Raw genomic sequence first — 16,836 nt, forward strand, 5'->3', positions numbered from 1 at the left:
TTTCTATCTTATTAATAATACATTTCCTTTTCTTTCCACCATACCGCAAGCTGTTTTTGCTTTTATATAATATACATAATTGCCTGGCAATGGTTTATCGCTTTTGTACAATCCGTTCCAGCATTGATAAGGATCGGTGGTATAAAAAACTCTTTCGCCGTAACGATTATAGATAGCAAATTCCAGTTGTTCAATAATGCCCCAGTATTTTATACCAAAGCAATCATTTTTGCCATCGCCATTGGGCGTAAATGTATTTGGCATCAGGTAAAGACTTTGGCCAATTTTAGTAACTGCAACAGTTAAGGTATCTGAATCATAACAGCCAAATGCATTACTTCCTTTAACTACATATTGGGTAGTTGTAACAGGACGGGCAACGGGATTGGCTATGCTGCTATTGTTGAGGCCGGTAGTGGGTGTCCAGGTATATTGCACAGCCCCTGTGGCTGATAAGTTAGAGAATTCAATTGAACAATCTATATCATTAGACTTGCTTGCCGTTACCAGCGGTACCGGGTTTACAGTTACAAGAGTAGATAATGTCTGTGAAATATTACATATACTTTCAGTAATGGTTACACTATAATTAGTTGTAGCGCCGGCAATTGCAGTTGGGTTGGCAATAGCGGCGTTGCTTACAAGTGCGGCAGGGCTCCATAAATAAATATTTCCGCCCGATGCATTCAGCTGTACCGGAGTACCATTACAGGTAGACTGAGCCGGCGAAACAGTAAATACAGGATCGGGCTTTATAGTAACTTTTACAGAATCTCTGTTGCTGCAGGTATTTACGTTATTGTTAATTACGGTTACATAATATTTAGTAACAGCTGCAGTTGGTGTTGCAATCGGGTTAGCAATATTGGGATTGTTTAAAGTAGCAGCAGGCGTCCACGTATAACTGGTACCACCGGTAGCCAGTAATTGTACAGAAGTATTTTTGCAGATGCTGGTATCATTCGATTTTGTAATAACCGGTTTAGGTTGAACTGTAATAGCCACCGTTGCCTGTGCTGAACAGCCATTAACAGTTGTGCCGGTAACAGTGTATGTGGTATTGGCCGCAGGTGTTGCCAGCGGGTTGGCAATAGTGGCGTTGGATAAACCAGTTGCAGGCGTCCATATATAAGTAGCACCTCCTGTGGCATTCAACTGTGTGGTAACTCCTGCACAAACTGTTGCTGTGCCAAATGCAGCAATCTTTGGTGTGTCAACTGTTATCTTTACACTATCTCGTTTAATTGAAACGGAGTTGAAAGAAATATCATCCAGTGCAAAATCATTACCGTTAGCATTATATGTGAAATCCTCCAGCGAAAGATCAACTGTAGTATTATTACCTGAATTCCAGTTTAGTTTTTGTTGCACCCACTGGCATGCCACGGAAGGGGCATTTAATGTAGGACCAAACTGAACTCCGTTGATGTAAAATTTAAATACTGCAAAATTTGCCAGCGAAACAGATTGAATCCAGGCAGAAAATTGATAAGAAGTATTGGGGGTTACACTAAAACTGCTTTTCCACAATTTTACTCCGGGAACAGTTGCGCCATTTGCTACCAGCATATTACCCGTTCCGGTGGTATGGTCAAGGCATGGGCTTGCCCCAGCATTCCATGTCTGTGCGTTTGTGGTAACTCCATAAACAGCATTGGCAACAGTGTTTGAAGTTTGATAACTGTAATCAGAAGTAAAGCCTGTGTTGCCGGAACTGAAATCTCCGTTGGGTATAAGGTTATTACCTAAAATTTCAGCAGTGTAATAGTATGTGATATTTGTTGGTGTGGAAGTGGTTGGATTAGTTAAAGAAGGGTTATTTAAGTAAGTGGCAGGTGACCAGCAAAAATTATTTGCGTATTGTGCCCTTAAAAGTTTAGTTGAGCCAAAACAAATGGTGGTATCAGGCGTAATTACAATGTCTGCCTGGGCTACATTGATACTTATTATTTTGCTGATGGTATCATTGCACGCATTATTCACTGAAAACCGAACCAGGTAATTGCCGGCTACAGCATAAGTATGTGTTGGTGTAAGCGTTCCGGTACTTGTACCAAGATCGCCAAAAGACCAATAAGGGTTTACGAGTGCTGCTCCTGCACCCGTGAATTGTACAGATAGTGGATTACAAACATCCTGCTTATACGAAAAGTCAAAAGCTGATGTGCCGGCAACGACTACAGATTTTAAAATGCTGTCTTTACAACCATTGTTATCAGTGATCGTCAGTCTCACAGTATATGTTCCAGCCGCACTATAAGTATGAGATGTGTTTTGTGTGACTGCAGTATTACCATCACCAAAATTCCACAGCCATGAAACAACGGGAGAGGAATTAACATAACCAAAGCCAAAGAAATTAAAGCTGTTGCATGAATTGTTAGAAGTAGTAAATCTTACCGAATCTATATTTACTTTAAAAGGCACAGCATCAACAGGAACCTGCAGGTTAAAAACATTTATACCTGCAGCGCCGGCCGTGGTTCCCCAATTAATGTTGCCGCCGTTTGTCAGTACACCACCAATACCACCAGTATTTACCGGGTTTACATTAGTGAGTATTGCTGCGCCAGGCATCCATAATACGCCGCCACCGGCCCCGCCTCCGGGACCAATTGTACCACCGGCAATGGCGCCGGTCATGTCAGCACCTTTACCGCCTTTTTCTTCAACCGTAGTGCTGGTTAAAACCTGGGTTACATTCAGCAATACTGTTCCTCCTGCACCACCGCCACCCATTCCATCATGACAGGTAATACCAGCACCTTGTGTACAAATATTTGCACTATCTCCGCTGGCAATTATTTTAAAACCATTATTTTTTATTTTTTGTGCATTGATCATAATTATGCCGCCGCCATTTCCTCCCGCCGGTACAGTACCGGAATTATTGGCGTGGCCGCTACCACCACCACCGCCCATAAAAATTTTATTTACAGCATTATTATAAATTAATGCCCTGCCACCAATGCCCCTGTTATCAAAAGGATCGTTGCCACATTCTTTTAATTGATACCCTCCAAAACCACCAGCACCTCCATTGGCACCACCGCCGCCGCCGCCATTGTGATCGAGACCTGCGCCACCGGCAGATGCCAATGCGCCTTTACCTCCTGTAATATTATTGCTGATAGAAGTAATGCTTTCGCCCTTGTTGCCGGAATATATACTACCTAACGGGTACACATATTCGTTTTGAAAACAGTTTGAAGTACTGCCCAGGTTATTATTAAAACCGGCACCTCCCCTGAAGCCTTTCCCTTTTACATCTATATCAGCATTTAACGTTACACTATCTGCTGCATTTAAAACCAGTACACCACCGGTGCTGCCGTTCCATGGCGGGCAGGTAAGGGTAGAGGTAATAGTGGCATTTTGATAGTAAGGCACCCTTATCAATTGCACTTTACCATTTGGCAGATCATAATTACGGGTAACAACATTCTTTAATTCAATGGTGTTGCCGGTTTTTGACTTTACATAATTGAACTCATAATTACCCGAGTTTTTATAGTCGGTAATTGTGCCAAAAGCTGCAGTATTGGTACTGTCAATAACAGCTCCTTTCATTTGAATCAGTAAAACAGTATCACCCTGGTTAAAAGCTGTGGCATCGCCAACGGTTAAAAGGTTTTTACAGGGATCAAATGCCAGGGCGGGAGTGTATTGATTGACGATACCAGAGATACCGAGATTTGCTGTAGTACAATTTTCGGGGAATGTAAAAGCAAACTTAATACCGTCTCCCGCAGGAGATAAAGGGTGAGCAGTTAAAGTAAAATTAACCTGTGATATACCGGGGCCAAAATAAATGGTTGCGTTAGCGTCATCCGGCGATTGCAATGGATTAACATCAGGGATTAATACATTGTTAGTAAGAGAATTACTATTGCCCACATGCAGGTCTCCATCAGAAGAAGTTAAAGTGAATGATTTATCAAAATCTATTCTTGAAACAGTTTGATAAACGTGTAAAAAGAATCCTTGTGAAGGGGGACTGCTAAAACTTATAGATCCGGTTTCATTGGAGATTACAGGATAGATGCCAATAGCACCCAGGTCGTTGGTATTATGGGCTGTAGTATTTGGCGGAGATGTTGTAGCAATTGTTGGATTTGGAGTAAACCAATTACCAGGAATTAAGGTGCTATAGGCTGTAGGTGCTATTAAATGTGCACTGTTACTAAAGCCAAAGGTCATCGTGTTATTGTCCGGAATTGTTGTTGTATAACTATTGGGATTAAATTGAGGCCAGAATTTGCAGGAAGGAATTACTGAGGCTTCACACGAATCTGTAATAAAGTTGCAGTTTGGATTTGTTTCGTTAATAGTGGCAGCGCCATTTATTGTACCGTTGTATAAGGTGTTACCCTGTTTATTTATTAGGTTATCAAATGTATAGTAACCCAGTAAACCAGTTTGAGTAGATGGATTGGGTAGAGAGGTATTCATATTGGCACGAATCTGGGCCTGAGTACGTGCTACATTCCATATACGGACCTCGTTAATATATCCAATTTGCTGGTAAGCAGGTCCGGGACTATTTGGACCGCAGCCAATTGTAGTCAGAAAATCATTATTAATTAAGTTACCAGTCCATGGGATAGAACTCACCAGGTAACCATTTCTATAGAATTTCAAAACAGAGCCATTATAAACCATTGCTAAATGATACAATTTGTCGTTTACAGGCATGCAGGAGGGCGGTGTGTTAACATATCCATTTGTAGTAGTAATCTCACAGGTGGACGCCATTAATGAATAATTAACATCGGCAGGGCCAGTATGTTTTGATACTATTTTACCTAATTGAAATGAAGGGTTCAGGGCTGTACTGCTACTAAATGAAGCTTCAACAGTAAGTTGATTACCTGTTACATCTAAATCTCCAACCGAAACATTTGATGGGTAAGATGGAGTTTTAAGCCAATTACTGCAGTTGGTTAAACAGGGGGCATTTTGCTGACTTAAAAAACTAACTTCCTGTTGATTTAGTACCCTGTTATAAATCCTTACTTCATCTATTTTACCTTTGTACCAATCACCAAATGCTTCTCCCTTTTTTCCAAATACAATTTTAGAGCTTCCATCCTGCAAAATAAATTTCGTTTGGCTCAAATCCTGGTTCTCCAGTAATCCATTAACATAAAGTTTCCAAATGCCATTTTTATAAGTAAAAGTAATATTGTACCAACATTGATTGGTTGATAATGTAGTTGTTCCCTGTAAAAAATTGGTGTTTGCAAAACCTGTCATCGCTTTGTTACTCAGGTCATAAATACCGTAATTCCAGTTTGATTGTGTATAAAGTGCATTGAATGGAGATTTTACTACAATGGCCTCGGCAATCCATGCAGGGTTTAACTCTGGTAATATCCATACCGATATGGATAAAGAATCCTGCGGAGCAAAATTGTATAAATTAGAATAAGGCAATTGAATATAAGAAGAGGAGCCATTAAATTGATAGGCAGCATTAGGATTGCCATACCTGTCAGTAGTTAAAGTTGCATTTGTAACAGTGCCATTAATATTATTACCGCTGGCATCGTTAGCATTTCCATTAAATGGATAATATGCAATTAACCCGTTATTAAGGTTGATTTGAGAATAGGAAAGTAAACTAAGTAGGAGATATATTAGGCTTAGGGTAGCTCTTTTCATAAGTATTTTAGAAATGGTTTATTAAAAATAATGAATATTTGATGAATAGCCTAAACGAAAATGACTATTTTAAAGAGTATGAAGAATGTAGAAAAGTTGCACTTGCGGATTTTTAAATTCAATGCTATTCTTTCAACCTGAACGCCACCACACCATTACTATCCTTTGTGCTGCTGATATTTAATTCATAACGTTTTTTGCCATCATAAATTACCATCAGTGCAGTATTGGGAGGAATGCTGCCGAGATTTTCTGCATACATCACTAACTCATTGCGGTTATTACCCGGTTCAACTTTAAGGTTGAATGTTATAGGTTTATCTGATAGGCGTTGGTGCGTTGTAATGATCTTATTATTGTAGATCAGTGTAACACTGTCACCATCAATTTCTCCATTATCGTACAATGTTACCGAAACAGAATCATGCTCCACTGTAATCTGTTTTACCAATTCGTTATTTCTTTTTTCTAAAGGCGTTTCTTTTGGGGTAGTGCTTGTTTTTATAGTATCAATAAATGGTGCTTTAACCGGCTCAGGAGCTTTATTGGTATCTTTCTTCTTTTCCTCTTTACACAATGCAAATATCTCGTTGGTGTTAAGCGCACGGTCGTATATTCTTACGTCATCAATATCGGCGTTTAACCAAAAAGGGAATATCGGGTCGTTTGTTTTTCCAAACAACAGGTCATCATTATTAGTAAAGGTTTCTTTGAAGTTAATGGCATATTTTAATTCGCAATCCACATACAATTTTGCGGTAGTGCCATCATTAGTGTACACTAATGAATACCATTGATTTTTCTTGATGTATGGTGTATAGGGTATTTGCGATGTGCCTGTTCCCCTGAAATTTAAATGAACAGAATCCGTAAGCGGATCACCACTGCAACCCTTGCTGCCAGTAAACAAGGCGTCATCAAAACGAAGTGCGTAATTACCAGGATAATAATCTGCAGTTCCTTTTAGTATGATTGAACTGGCATGGCAGATATCGTAATAAAAACCTGTTGGTCTTACCCAAACAGCCAATGTTACCTGGTTGCCAAAATTAAGCGAAGGGTTATTCGGAATCTGTATGTAGGTATTTATTCCATTAAAATGATAAGCGCTGTTGGGATTGCCGATCCTGTCGCTGGTTAAAGTAGCATTATTAAAAACAGGATTATTATTATTTCCACTTGCATCATTAGCATTTCCGTTAAATGGATAATAAGCTTTAAGGCCTTTGGTAATATTTACCTGGGCAAAACCTGTGTTACATAATAGCAATAAAATAAAAAATAAGTTCTTCATAAATTATGATAACAGGTGTTGCCGCAATAAAAGTGCTACACACCTGTATAATTACCTGGTGTAATAGCCTTCAGCTCTTTTTTTAATGCAGCAGAAATTTTTAAACCACTTATAAACTCGTGAATTGCTTTTTTATCAATGGCAGCTTTACCTCTTGTTAAATCTTTTAATGCCTCGTAAGGATTAGGATAGTTTTCCCTGCGTAAAATAGTTTGTATGGCTTCTGCAACAACAGCCCAGTTATTCTCCAGGTCTTCCTTTAATTTATTTTCATTAAGCACTAATTTACCCAAACCTTTTTCTATTGATTTTACAGATAAAATAGTATGAGCAACGGGTGTTCCTATATTTCTTAATACCGTGCTGTCAGTTAAGTCTCTTTGCAGGCGGGAGATAGGCAGTTTGGCTGAAAGGTGCTCCAGTAAAGCATTTGCGATACCTAAATTACCTTCTGCATTTTCAAAATCAATCGGGTTTACTTTATGAGGCATGGCACTGCTGCCAATTTCACCTTTTACAGTTTTTTGTTTAAAGTAATCTATACTGATATAATTCCAGATGTCTCTGCAAAAATCAATTAATATGGTATTGATCCTTTTTATCGCATCAAAATGTGCTGCTAATACATCGTAGTGCTCTATTTGTGTAGTGTATTGCTGGCGTTGTAATCCTAATTTATTTTCTACAAAATCATTGGCAAATTTTACCCAGTTGTATTTTGGGTACGCCACATGATGTGCATTGAAGTTTCCTGTAGCGCCACCAAATTTTGCTGTAAAAGGTATGTAGCTGAATAGTTGAATCTGATTTTCCAAACGTTCTACATACACCATCAGTTCTTTACCCAAACGTGTAGGTGATGCAGGTTGCCCGTGTGTACGTGCCAACATCGAAACATTTTTATAAGCTACAGCTAATTTACCAATAGAGGCCTGCAGGTTGATTACTGCCGGCAGGTATTCCTGTTCAATACTATCTTTCCAGAGTAATGGAATAGATGTGTTATTAATATCCTGTGACGTTAATCCAAAGTGAACCCATTCTTTTAAATCAGCGGCGCCCAATTTATCCAGTTGTGCTTTTAAAAAATATTCCACAGCTTTTACATCATGGTTGGTAATGGTTTCTGTTTTCTTAATTTCGGCAGCATCTTCCAGAGAAAAATCAGATACTACGTCATGCAATTGCTTTTTTAATTTAGCATCAACTTTTAAAAATTTCTTTTCCGCCAGGAACAAAAAATACTCCACTTCTACTAATACCCGGTATTTTATCAGGGCATATTCGCTGAAATATTCATCTAAATGCTGCAGTTGCTTACGATAGCGGCCATCAATTGGCGAGATGGCAGTTAATTGGTTTAAATCCATGACGTTGCTGTAAATTTGCAGCAAAAATACAGGAATTGACACAGAAGATTAAAGTTGGGGCAGTAAGTTATTTAAATACAAAGCCCCTTATCTACGGATTTGAAAAAGGAATGATGCATGCAGAAACAGAACTGGTATTTGATTTTCCTGCTAATATTGCTCAGAAACTATTAAATAACGAAATTGATATCGGTTTGATTCCGGTAGCGGTTTTGCCACTGATGAAGGAATATCACATTGTGGCCGACTATGGTATTGGTTGTGATGGGGCAGTAGAAAGCGTTTGCCTGTTCAGCGATGTGCCACTGGCAGAAATAAAAACGGTTTTACTCGATTACCAAAGCAGAACTTCGGTGGCATTGTTAAAAGTATTGTTGAAAGAGCACTGGAAAATAACACCAGAATTGATTGCTGCAGAAAAAGGCTTTGAGCAGCAAATTAAAGGCAGCACTGCCGGGTTAGTAATAGGAGACAGAGCGTTTAAACAAATACCTGTATCTACCTATCATTACGATCTTGGCCTTGCCTGGAAAGAAATGACCGGCTTACCCTTTTTATTTGCTGCATGGGTGAGTAACAAAAAAATGACCCCTGAGTTTACAGTAGCGTTTAACAAAGCCACTTCTTTTGGTTTAGATTATATTGACAGCATTGTAAAAGCAATAGATTATAAAGAAGCTGACCTTGATGATTATTATAAAAATAAGATCAGTTTTTTATTGGATCATAAAAAGCGAACAGCGTTGGAATTATTTTTATCTAAGCTTGGGTAGTTTTTATGCCTAGTCTTTTTTTAATACTGTTAACTACCGGTTCCATATCCGGGGTTAATTTTAAAAAATAAACTGTAACCATAAATAAGAGGGAGAATAATGTTGACCTGATGATCATTGCAGGTAGCCCCGACAGCGTTTGTGATACAAAATAAACCAGGCCGTATATTGCCGCAGCAACTATCACACTTTTTAAAGAGTTGATGGTAAAAGGTTGCATTTTAAATTTGTAATAGATAAACCATAACCTGATTATATTGTATACTGTAAGGCTTATGAAACCAGCAATACCTGCACCTACCATATCATATTTTTGTGTAAGCCAGTAATTAAGCGGAATAGTTAAGAATAATAACACTACGCCTGTAATAAATTCAAATTTCCAAAAGTTGCTGGTATGCAACATCTGGGCATTTACACCTGTGCCCATATCAATAATAAATTTCAATCCTAGAATAAATATCACGTATTTGCCTGCAATAAAGGTTGGGTTTATTTTAAGAAAAATATAAGCATCATCTATATTGAGCCAGATGTTTAAAAAAATAAATAAGGATATAATTAAAAGATTGATGGAACTACGGCTATAAATCCGGGAGATTTCCTTTAAATTTTTTTCTTTCCATGCAGTGGCAATATGAGGACTTGTAATTGCCACGATACTTCTTTGTGGTACTGATATAATACTTGCAATATACATGGACAGCGTAAAGATGCCCGATTTTTCCAGTCCACCCTGGCGTGTAAGATTGATGCTATCGAAATTTAACCCCAGGTAAAATATAATACCTCCGGTATACACAAACAACATCATTTTTAATATTTCTTTATAATGCTTTTTAGTAACAGAGCTTATCTTGAAAGTAAAATTCAACAGCCCATGCTTAATTAAAAATGCAGCTAAAAAAAACATTAGCAACGCATAACTAAAGGCATAGGATTTAACCATTTCGTCAAAATTGATCACTTTGAAAACAAACAATACAATTAAAAAAGTTACGATTAACCGGTGTACAGTTTCCCTTAAAAAACTAGGTGCTACTGCTTTCTTACTGATATAACTTTGTACTTCCAGGATATAATAAATGGTATAAAAAAAAGTGTAGGGTAATATCCAGTAATAATAATGTATGAGTAAAGATGATGTGGCCTGGAACTTGCGTACAACCAAAGGTTGAAAAAAACAGGCGAGTAAGCAAAGAATAATGAAGCCGGCGAAGGAAGAGAACAAAACAAAAGTAAAAAGATCATTTTCTTTTTTAGGTAACTCGTCATAATACGGAAAAAAACGACTCATCATTGCGGGAGCACCTAAAGTGCAAATAGAAAAGAAGACCAGGTTGATATTGATAATGGCTTGAATCAAACCATATTCTTCCGGCTTAAAAAGACCTTGCTTGGTAAAAAAGTATGTGTTAAGGGCGCCAAATGCAAAGCCCATATAAATTAATAAAGAAGAGAATATACTCTGGCGCCTGATATTACTCATTAGGATAATTGCTTAAATAGTTTTATTGCTTTTATTAGCTTTTCGGCAGTTACATCATTATAATCGCCAACTATAATTTCATCGGTCATATTGCGAAGTAATTGCTTTTCCACTTCATCCGGGTAAATAGGGTAAATATTTTTTCTTAACTCAGCAGGATATGGTGCAAAACGGCCATAATGAATACCATTGTACACTGCAAATGCCGGAACATTGCATGCAGCAGATAAATGTACAGATCCGGTATCGATACTCACTGTAAACTGACTCTTTTGAATTAATTCAATTACCTGTATCATATTGGTCTTACCGCAGTAGTCGGTTACATCGCCGGTAAAATTAGTGATGAAATTTATTGCATGAGGTACATCTGCTTTGGAGCCGCAGAGGCAGATATTAAATCCCAATGTTTTGGTAATAAAATTGGCTACGTCAATAAATTTATCTGTTGTCCATATTTTTTCCGGCTTGCCCGAACCCGGGAAAATTAATACATAAGGTTTTTCTGGAAGTGAAAAACTATTGTTTGAAACACGAGGGATCTCCAGTTCCGGAACTTTGATCTCTTGGCCCTTTAGCTGTTGCAGAAATAGCCGGTGTTTTAAAAAATCATGTAACTTATCCGGCACATTAATTAGCTGTGCATACAGGTTTTTATTGAATGGTTTTTCAATCGGTAATGCATTATCTGTATTTCCTGTATATGCAATTTTTAAAGGTGCCGCCGCAACACTAACTATAGCATCTTCATGCCTCCTTGTTCTGGAATAAACCATATTGATGGCAGTACCTGCATTAAGGTGGCTGATTTGCTTCAGCAATTGATACCGGTACAGCATTTTACTTTTAAAGAGGCCTTTATCAACCCAATAAGTGGCAATGATGGAGGGGTGCCGGTCAAAATTATCAAACAGGTTCTTCCACATCTGGTTACCTACAAAAATTATTTTTTTACCAGATCCATAAGTGGCTGCAATAAGTGTAATATAATTCCTGAACAGGATATAATCTCCCAGTTCATCCGTTTTGATCAATAAAATAGTATCATTATCTGTGGATTGCTTTCTAAGCTTTATTTTTGCCAGCAACAAAATCACCTCATAAATCATTAATTTAGCGGTATTCAACATGATTAGAATGCGAAATTTTAGTGATAAGCAAAAATATGGTTATATTATTTTATAAAAGGCAAGTTAAATAAAGTTCAATTTTTATGCAGACAGATGACAAAATTAAAGAGTCCAAATATTTCTCCGCCAGAAATGTAGATGTGAGTTTCTATGACACTTACAAAATTCCAAATTACCTGGCAAAAGTACTCCCTACTGATAGGGAAGCTAATATTTTAGATATTGGCTGTGGATTGGGACAATACCTGAACGAGGTTAATAAATTAGGCTATAAAAAAACGCTGGGTATTGATATTTCAGATGAATCAATAAAAGCTTGTAAGGATAAAGGTATTAATGTATTGAAAATAGAGGACGTAATAAGTTTCTCAAAATCAGTCACAGAAAAATTTGATTTTATAACAATGAGCCACGTTTTAGAACACGTTGATAAAGATAAAATTATTGATACTTTGATTGCCATAAAAACTTCTCTACTAAAAAAAGGGGGAGCATTTGTAGTGATGATACCTAATGGACAATCTAATACAGGAGGATATTGGATGTATGAAGACTTTACTCACTCAACACTTTTTACAGCAGGAAGTATTATATATGTTTTAAAATCGGCCGGATTTGAAGAGATTAATTTTTTAAATCCCGATGGAACAGACGATATGTCTTTTATTAAGAAGTTTATTATTAAAACACTGTTGAGATGGTATAAGTTTAAAGAAGATTTTTGGAATACAGTTACACAAAGTTCTTTTCATAAGCCAAGCCCAAGAATATACACTTTTGAACTAAAGGTTTTGGCCAGATAAAACTTAAGAAACCTTAATTACTTGTAAGTATGTTGAAGTATTTCCGAAAAAAAATTTCTCAATATAGGTATAGCTTATTTGACCGGAATTTTAATGAATTAAAAATCCTTGCCGCTAAGAAATTAATATACCAGAATAATCAGCTTGAAAAAATTAAAGAACTTTGGGAAGTAGAGTTTAATGCGTTTTCACAGTCAGGAGATGATGGAATAATACAATACCTGGTAAGTAAGTATCAGATTTCAAATAAGACCTTTGTTGAGTTTGGAGTTGAAAATTACCGGGAATCTAATACAAGGCTCCTCTTAATGAATAATAACTGGACGGGTTTGGTGATAGATGGCTCGAAGCGAAATATTGATTATATAAAGCATGACCCCATCTATATTTTTTTTGAATTACATGCTATTGAAGCCTTTATAACTAAAGCTAATATTAATGATATCATAGGTAAGGTGTTTTCAGGAAACATTGGGCTTTTAAGCGTTGATATAGATGGTAATGATTATTGGATACTGGATGCGATTACAATCGTTAATCCCGATATACTTGTGGTAGAGTATAATGCACTTTTTGGTGCACAAAGAGCAATTACTGTTCCTTACGATGCTACATTCGTGAGGACAGAAAAACATTATTCAAATCTTTATTGGGGAGCTTCAATAAATGCTGTTGTTAATCTGGCAAATAAAAAAGGCTATGTTTTTGTGGGATGCAACAATACCTGCAACAATGCATATTTCATTAAGAAAGAAATTTTTGACCGGTTTAAGGGAATTGAAGAGAAGACAAGTACAGATGGATATGTAAATTACAAGTTCAGGCAATCCCGGAACGAAGAAGGCCATCTTAATTATCTTAATCCTTTAGAATCATATGAGGTGATCAAAGGAATGCCGGTAATAAATATTCTTACCGGGCTCGAAGAAAAATTTTAATTAAATATCTTTTTCAAAAATCTTTTCAGGCGATGTGAAATGCCTCTTTTAATAACTTTCTCATACACAAGATCATCATTACACGTATTTAAAATGAATTCTTCGGGATGTTTTATTTCAGTGATTTCATAAACCACCCCTTTATACCAATTCGGCGTTTTGTTATGATGACTGCCACCATTTTCATCAAAGCCTAAATTTTTTACGAAATTATAATTTGGAATTACAGACACACCTTTAGCCATTAAAATTGTATAAGCCCATTGAGAATCCCACGTGTCAATTTCGTGAGATTTTGTTTTTTCAAATAATTCCTGGTCATAATATTTATTAAACGCCGGCAATTGCTTAAACTCCTCAAACTTTTTCATCTCAAAATCATATTTACTCCATGCTCTTCTCCAGCTTGCCCATCCCCATATATGCGGATAAATGGAAAAATAATAACTCTCATTGTTCACCTTCATTTCCGGCTCAATAAAATTACTGCCGGCGATATGCATGATACGATCATCATCTTTGTACTGATGTAGCAGGGTATTACAAAATGTAAAAAAAGATTGGTTAGGTAAACAATCATCTTCTAAAATAATCCCCATTTCTTCGTTGCTGAAAAACCAGTTGATAGCAGTACTAACGCCGAGGCCACAACCAAGATTTTCAGGTTGGTACAATGTTTTAACTTCTACGTCGGGATTATTTTTTTGCCAATTGTTTACCAGTTCATGTACGGCGGCGCATTTTATAGCATCATTGGCATTGCCTTTTCTTGCACCGTCTGTGGCAACATACAAAACAGGTGGTTGGTATATTGCAAGGGCTTCCAGTACCTGTTGTGTTGTTGCAGGCCTGTTGAATGCAATTAATAAAACGGAGTTCTTTAACATGGTTATTTTATAGCTTCTGCATATAATGAATCCCTTAACCTGGCCTGCAAATCAATAGAAGAATCAAATTCACGAATCCTGGCATTGCGGAGTCCCATTTTAGTCAGGATATTTATCATGTTGTTTTCATCAAACATATACTTGTGTTCAATCCCCATGTACGCAATATAATTTACCCAATCAATAAGCGATCCGGTATTATTAAAGCCAAGGTCGTATACAGGTTGATTTTTTGCTGCAAAGGTTTCATCCTTGTTTGTGTAAGCTTCAATAAATAACCTGGCATTGGGAACACAAATAGAGAAAACACCATTACTCTTAAGCACTCTTTTGCATTCAGTCAACAGACTTTCAATTGCTGGATACGGTAAGTGCTCAAATAAATGTGAGGAATAAATTTTTTCAATGCTATTATCAGGAAAAGGAATGCCTTTTCTTAAGTCCCAAACAAGATCGCATTTATGACCATAGTCCAAAGTAACCCATCCGTTACTACCTTTTTTTTCTCCTGCCCCAATTTCAAGAAAAATATCCTCTTTACTTTTTAATAACCGGTTTATTTTGGATTTTGATTGCATGATTAATTTAGCCCTGTACATTTTTTCAAGTAAAGCATAAATTGCAGGAGGAAGTATTTTTCTTAATTTTTTTCTCATTTGATAAATTGTATAAGGAGTGACTAAAACCAGATAATTGGGTTACAATATTCCTTTTCTTACCGCAACAATATTTTGAAAGGCGAAAATTTCATGAAAGAGAGGCCTGTATTTACCAAGAGGATACATGCTGTCAGGCAATAATCTGTAAAATTCAAAGCCGGGTAAAACATTAATGATATCTGACAAAAATGTTCTGGACATAATATTCATTTCGTTGAATTCAATCTGAATAATGTCAATCATATTGTTTGCTATGCATCCGGTAGCACCTTTAAGAACATTTAATTCGTTGCCTTCAGTATCAATTTTTAAAAAAGAAATATTACTAATATTATTGTCTTTTACAAATACATCAATCGAGGTAAGCTCAATATCGGTTTCTTTAACTGTGTACTCGTGAATTTTTTCTATCACATTTCTGAAAATGCTGGCATGCTCAGATCCGTCACTTTCGGCAGAATCATAAATTTTTGCTTTCATTGGAGATGCACTCAATCCCATTTCTACGGCATGAAACTTGTTTTTTTCTGCGCTTTTTTGCAGGATAGCAAAAGTAGCAGGATGAGGCTCAAAAGCATAAACAGGGGCAGTAGCACCTTTTTCAATAAGCATCACAGAGTAGTTGCCAACATTAGCTCCTACATCAAAAATTACTCCGGATGCTAATTTGTTTTTCTTTATTAAAAAACGGATAAACGCTGCCTCGCCACTTACTCTGTCATTTTCATAATTCAGTACGCCCATTCCATGCACACTTAATTTATACATCAACCTGTTAAGCGGGAAGAATGCTTTTCTTGCGAATAAGAAAACGTAAACTTTTTTTAGAGAGGTATATGCAGACATTAATGACTTTTTTCTATTATTATTTTTTCTGCCAGTAACTGATAATATCAGCAAGGCTTTGTTCTAATGAAATCTCAGGTTCCCAGCCAAAATCTTTTTTCATCTTTTGGTACGAGCCGGTAATTTTTCTGTTTTCGTTAGGGCGTATCAGTTGCGGATTTACTTCGGTGTGAATAGTGATATTCAGCAGTTCACTCATTTTTACAATGATATCTTTAAGTACAATACCCCGGCCCGAACATATATTATATACCGAATTGCTCTTGCCTTGTTTTAATAAAATATAATAGGCTTTAGCCACATCACGAACATCTAAAAAATCACGGGTGATAGATAAATCACCGGTGATGATCTTTTTTTCTTTAGTGTCATCAGCGGCTAAGGCTACCAGTTGTTTAGCAAAAGAAGAAATTACAAATTTATCTTTTTGTCCGGGGCCAATATGGTTGAATGACCGGGTGATAATAATATCTAAATTAAACCCTTCGGCATAAATAGTAGAGAGCATTTCCTGAGATACTCTTGCTACAGCGTATGGGCTCACCGGGTTTAACTTGTGTTCTTCGGTTAAAGGCAACTGTGATTCGGATACTTCACCGTATTCTTCGGATGAACCGACAGATAAAATGCGGCATTTTATTTTATACAACCTTACTTCTTCAACAAGATTTAAGAAAATATTGGTGTTGTTGACAAAGCTTTCCAAAGGTGTTTTCCAGCTTAGGGCCACACTACTTACTGATGCCAGGTGCAAAATATACTCTGGTTCAAAATCACTTAAGATAATGCCAACAGCGTCTTTGTTTAATAAGTCAATCAGTTTTATTGTGATGTCAAGATTAGGGTAGCGGCTTTTATCAAACTCTTCAATATCTCTTGCAATACCCATTACTTTAGAACCTGGTTCTACCGTGTTGAGGTAATCCAGAAAATGCGAACTTACAAAACCTGTGATACCTGTAATTAATATCTTCATTACGCTA

At 36.9% G+C, this 16,836-nt stretch carries 12 protein-coding genes; 3 read left to right on the forward strand and 9 right to left on the reverse strand.

Features of this window, described 5'->3' with window-relative positions:
- Nucleotides 1–3: 3 nt before the first annotated feature.
- The 3 genes from ACQ334_RS22910 to purB all read right to left on the reverse strand — a co-directional run bounded on the left by ACQ334_RS22910 (nucleotide 4) and on the right by purB (nucleotide 8,328).
- Entirely contained in the window at nucleotides 4–5,664 is a 5,661-nt protein-coding gene (locus ACQ334_RS22910) for a LamG-like jellyroll fold domain-containing protein (protein ID WP_430990616.1), read from the reverse strand.
- Between the two features lie 124 nt (nucleotides 5,665–5,788).
- Nucleotides 5,789–6,958: a LamG domain-containing protein gene (locus tag ACQ334_RS22915; protein ID WP_430990617.1), complete on the reverse strand. Its 1,170-nt coding sequence runs from the start codon at nucleotides 6,956–6,958 to the stop codon at nucleotides 5,789–5,791.
- Nucleotides 6,959–6,993: 35 nt separating this feature from the next.
- Nucleotides 6,994–8,328, reverse strand: a complete 1,335-nt coding sequence (gene purB / locus ACQ334_RS22920; RefSeq protein WP_430990618.1) for an adenylosuccinate lyase — start codon at nucleotides 8,326–8,328, stop codon at nucleotides 6,994–6,996.
- A 35-nt stretch (nucleotides 8,329–8,363) separates the two neighbouring features.
- Between purB and ACQ334_RS22925 the strand changes: the two genes are divergently transcribed.
- Complete coding sequence (locus ACQ334_RS22925; protein WP_430990619.1) at nucleotides 8,364–9,101, forward strand: menaquinone biosynthetic enzyme MqnA/MqnD family protein; 738 nt, start codon at nucleotides 8,364–8,366, stop codon at nucleotides 9,099–9,101.
- On the opposite strand, the gene ACQ334_RS22930 is transcribed toward ACQ334_RS22925, so the two are convergent.
- Nucleotides 9,088–10,590, reverse strand: coding sequence for a lipopolysaccharide biosynthesis protein (locus ACQ334_RS22930; RefSeq protein WP_430990620.1), 1,503 nt, complete (start codon nucleotides 10,588–10,590; stop codon nucleotides 9,088–9,090). The two genes, ACQ334_RS22925 and ACQ334_RS22930, sit on opposite strands and share 14 nt — an antisense overlap.
- Nucleotides 10,590–11,720, reverse strand: coding sequence for a glycosyltransferase family 9 protein (locus ACQ334_RS22935; RefSeq protein WP_430990621.1), 1,131 nt, complete (start codon nucleotides 11,718–11,720; stop codon nucleotides 10,590–10,592). Before ACQ334_RS22935 ends, ACQ334_RS22930 begins: the two co-directional genes overlap by 1 nt.
- 83 nt (nucleotides 11,721–11,803) lie before the next feature.
- Between ACQ334_RS22935 and ACQ334_RS22940 the strand changes: the two genes are divergently transcribed.
- Together ACQ334_RS22940 and ACQ334_RS22945 are read left to right on the forward strand one after the other, a co-directional pair.
- Complete coding sequence (locus ACQ334_RS22940; RefSeq protein ID WP_430990622.1) at nucleotides 11,804–12,523, forward strand: class I SAM-dependent methyltransferase; 720 nt, start codon at nucleotides 11,804–11,806, stop codon at nucleotides 12,521–12,523.
- Between the two features lie 29 nt (nucleotides 12,524–12,552).
- Entirely contained in the window at nucleotides 12,553–13,461 is a 909-nt protein-coding gene (locus tag ACQ334_RS22945) for a hypothetical protein (protein ID WP_430990623.1), read from the forward strand.
- Here ACQ334_RS22945 and ACQ334_RS22950 read toward each other — a convergent pair.
- The 4 genes from ACQ334_RS22950 to ACQ334_RS22965 are packed head-to-tail and all read right to left on the reverse strand — an operon-like array spanning nucleotide 13,458 to nucleotide 16,829.
- A complete protein-coding gene (locus tag ACQ334_RS22950; RefSeq protein WP_430990624.1) occupies nucleotides 13,458–14,348 on the reverse strand; it encodes a hypothetical protein in 891 nt (296 codons plus the stop codon). The genes ACQ334_RS22945 and ACQ334_RS22950 overlap by 4 nt on opposite strands.
- Nucleotides 14,349–14,350: 2 nt before the next feature.
- Nucleotides 14,351–15,004, reverse strand: coding sequence for a class I SAM-dependent methyltransferase (locus tag ACQ334_RS22955; protein WP_430990625.1), 654 nt, complete (start codon nucleotides 15,002–15,004; stop codon nucleotides 14,351–14,353).
- 42 nt (nucleotides 15,005–15,046) lie between these two features.
- Nucleotides 15,047–15,853, reverse strand: coding sequence for an FkbM family methyltransferase (locus ACQ334_RS22960; RefSeq protein WP_430990626.1), 807 nt, complete (start codon nucleotides 15,851–15,853; stop codon nucleotides 15,047–15,049).
- A gap of 19 nt (nucleotides 15,854–15,872) precedes the next feature.
- Nucleotides 15,873–16,829, reverse strand: a complete 957-nt coding sequence (locus tag ACQ334_RS22965) for a GDP-mannose 4,6-dehydratase (RefSeq protein ID WP_430990627.1) — start codon at nucleotides 16,827–16,829, stop codon at nucleotides 15,873–15,875.
- Nucleotides 16,830–16,836 lie beyond the last annotated feature (7 nt).

This window comes from Ferruginibacter sp. SUN106 (assembly GCF_050611765.1).
Classification (GTDB): domain Bacteria; phylum Bacteroidota; class Bacteroidia; order Chitinophagales; family Chitinophagaceae; genus Ferruginibacter.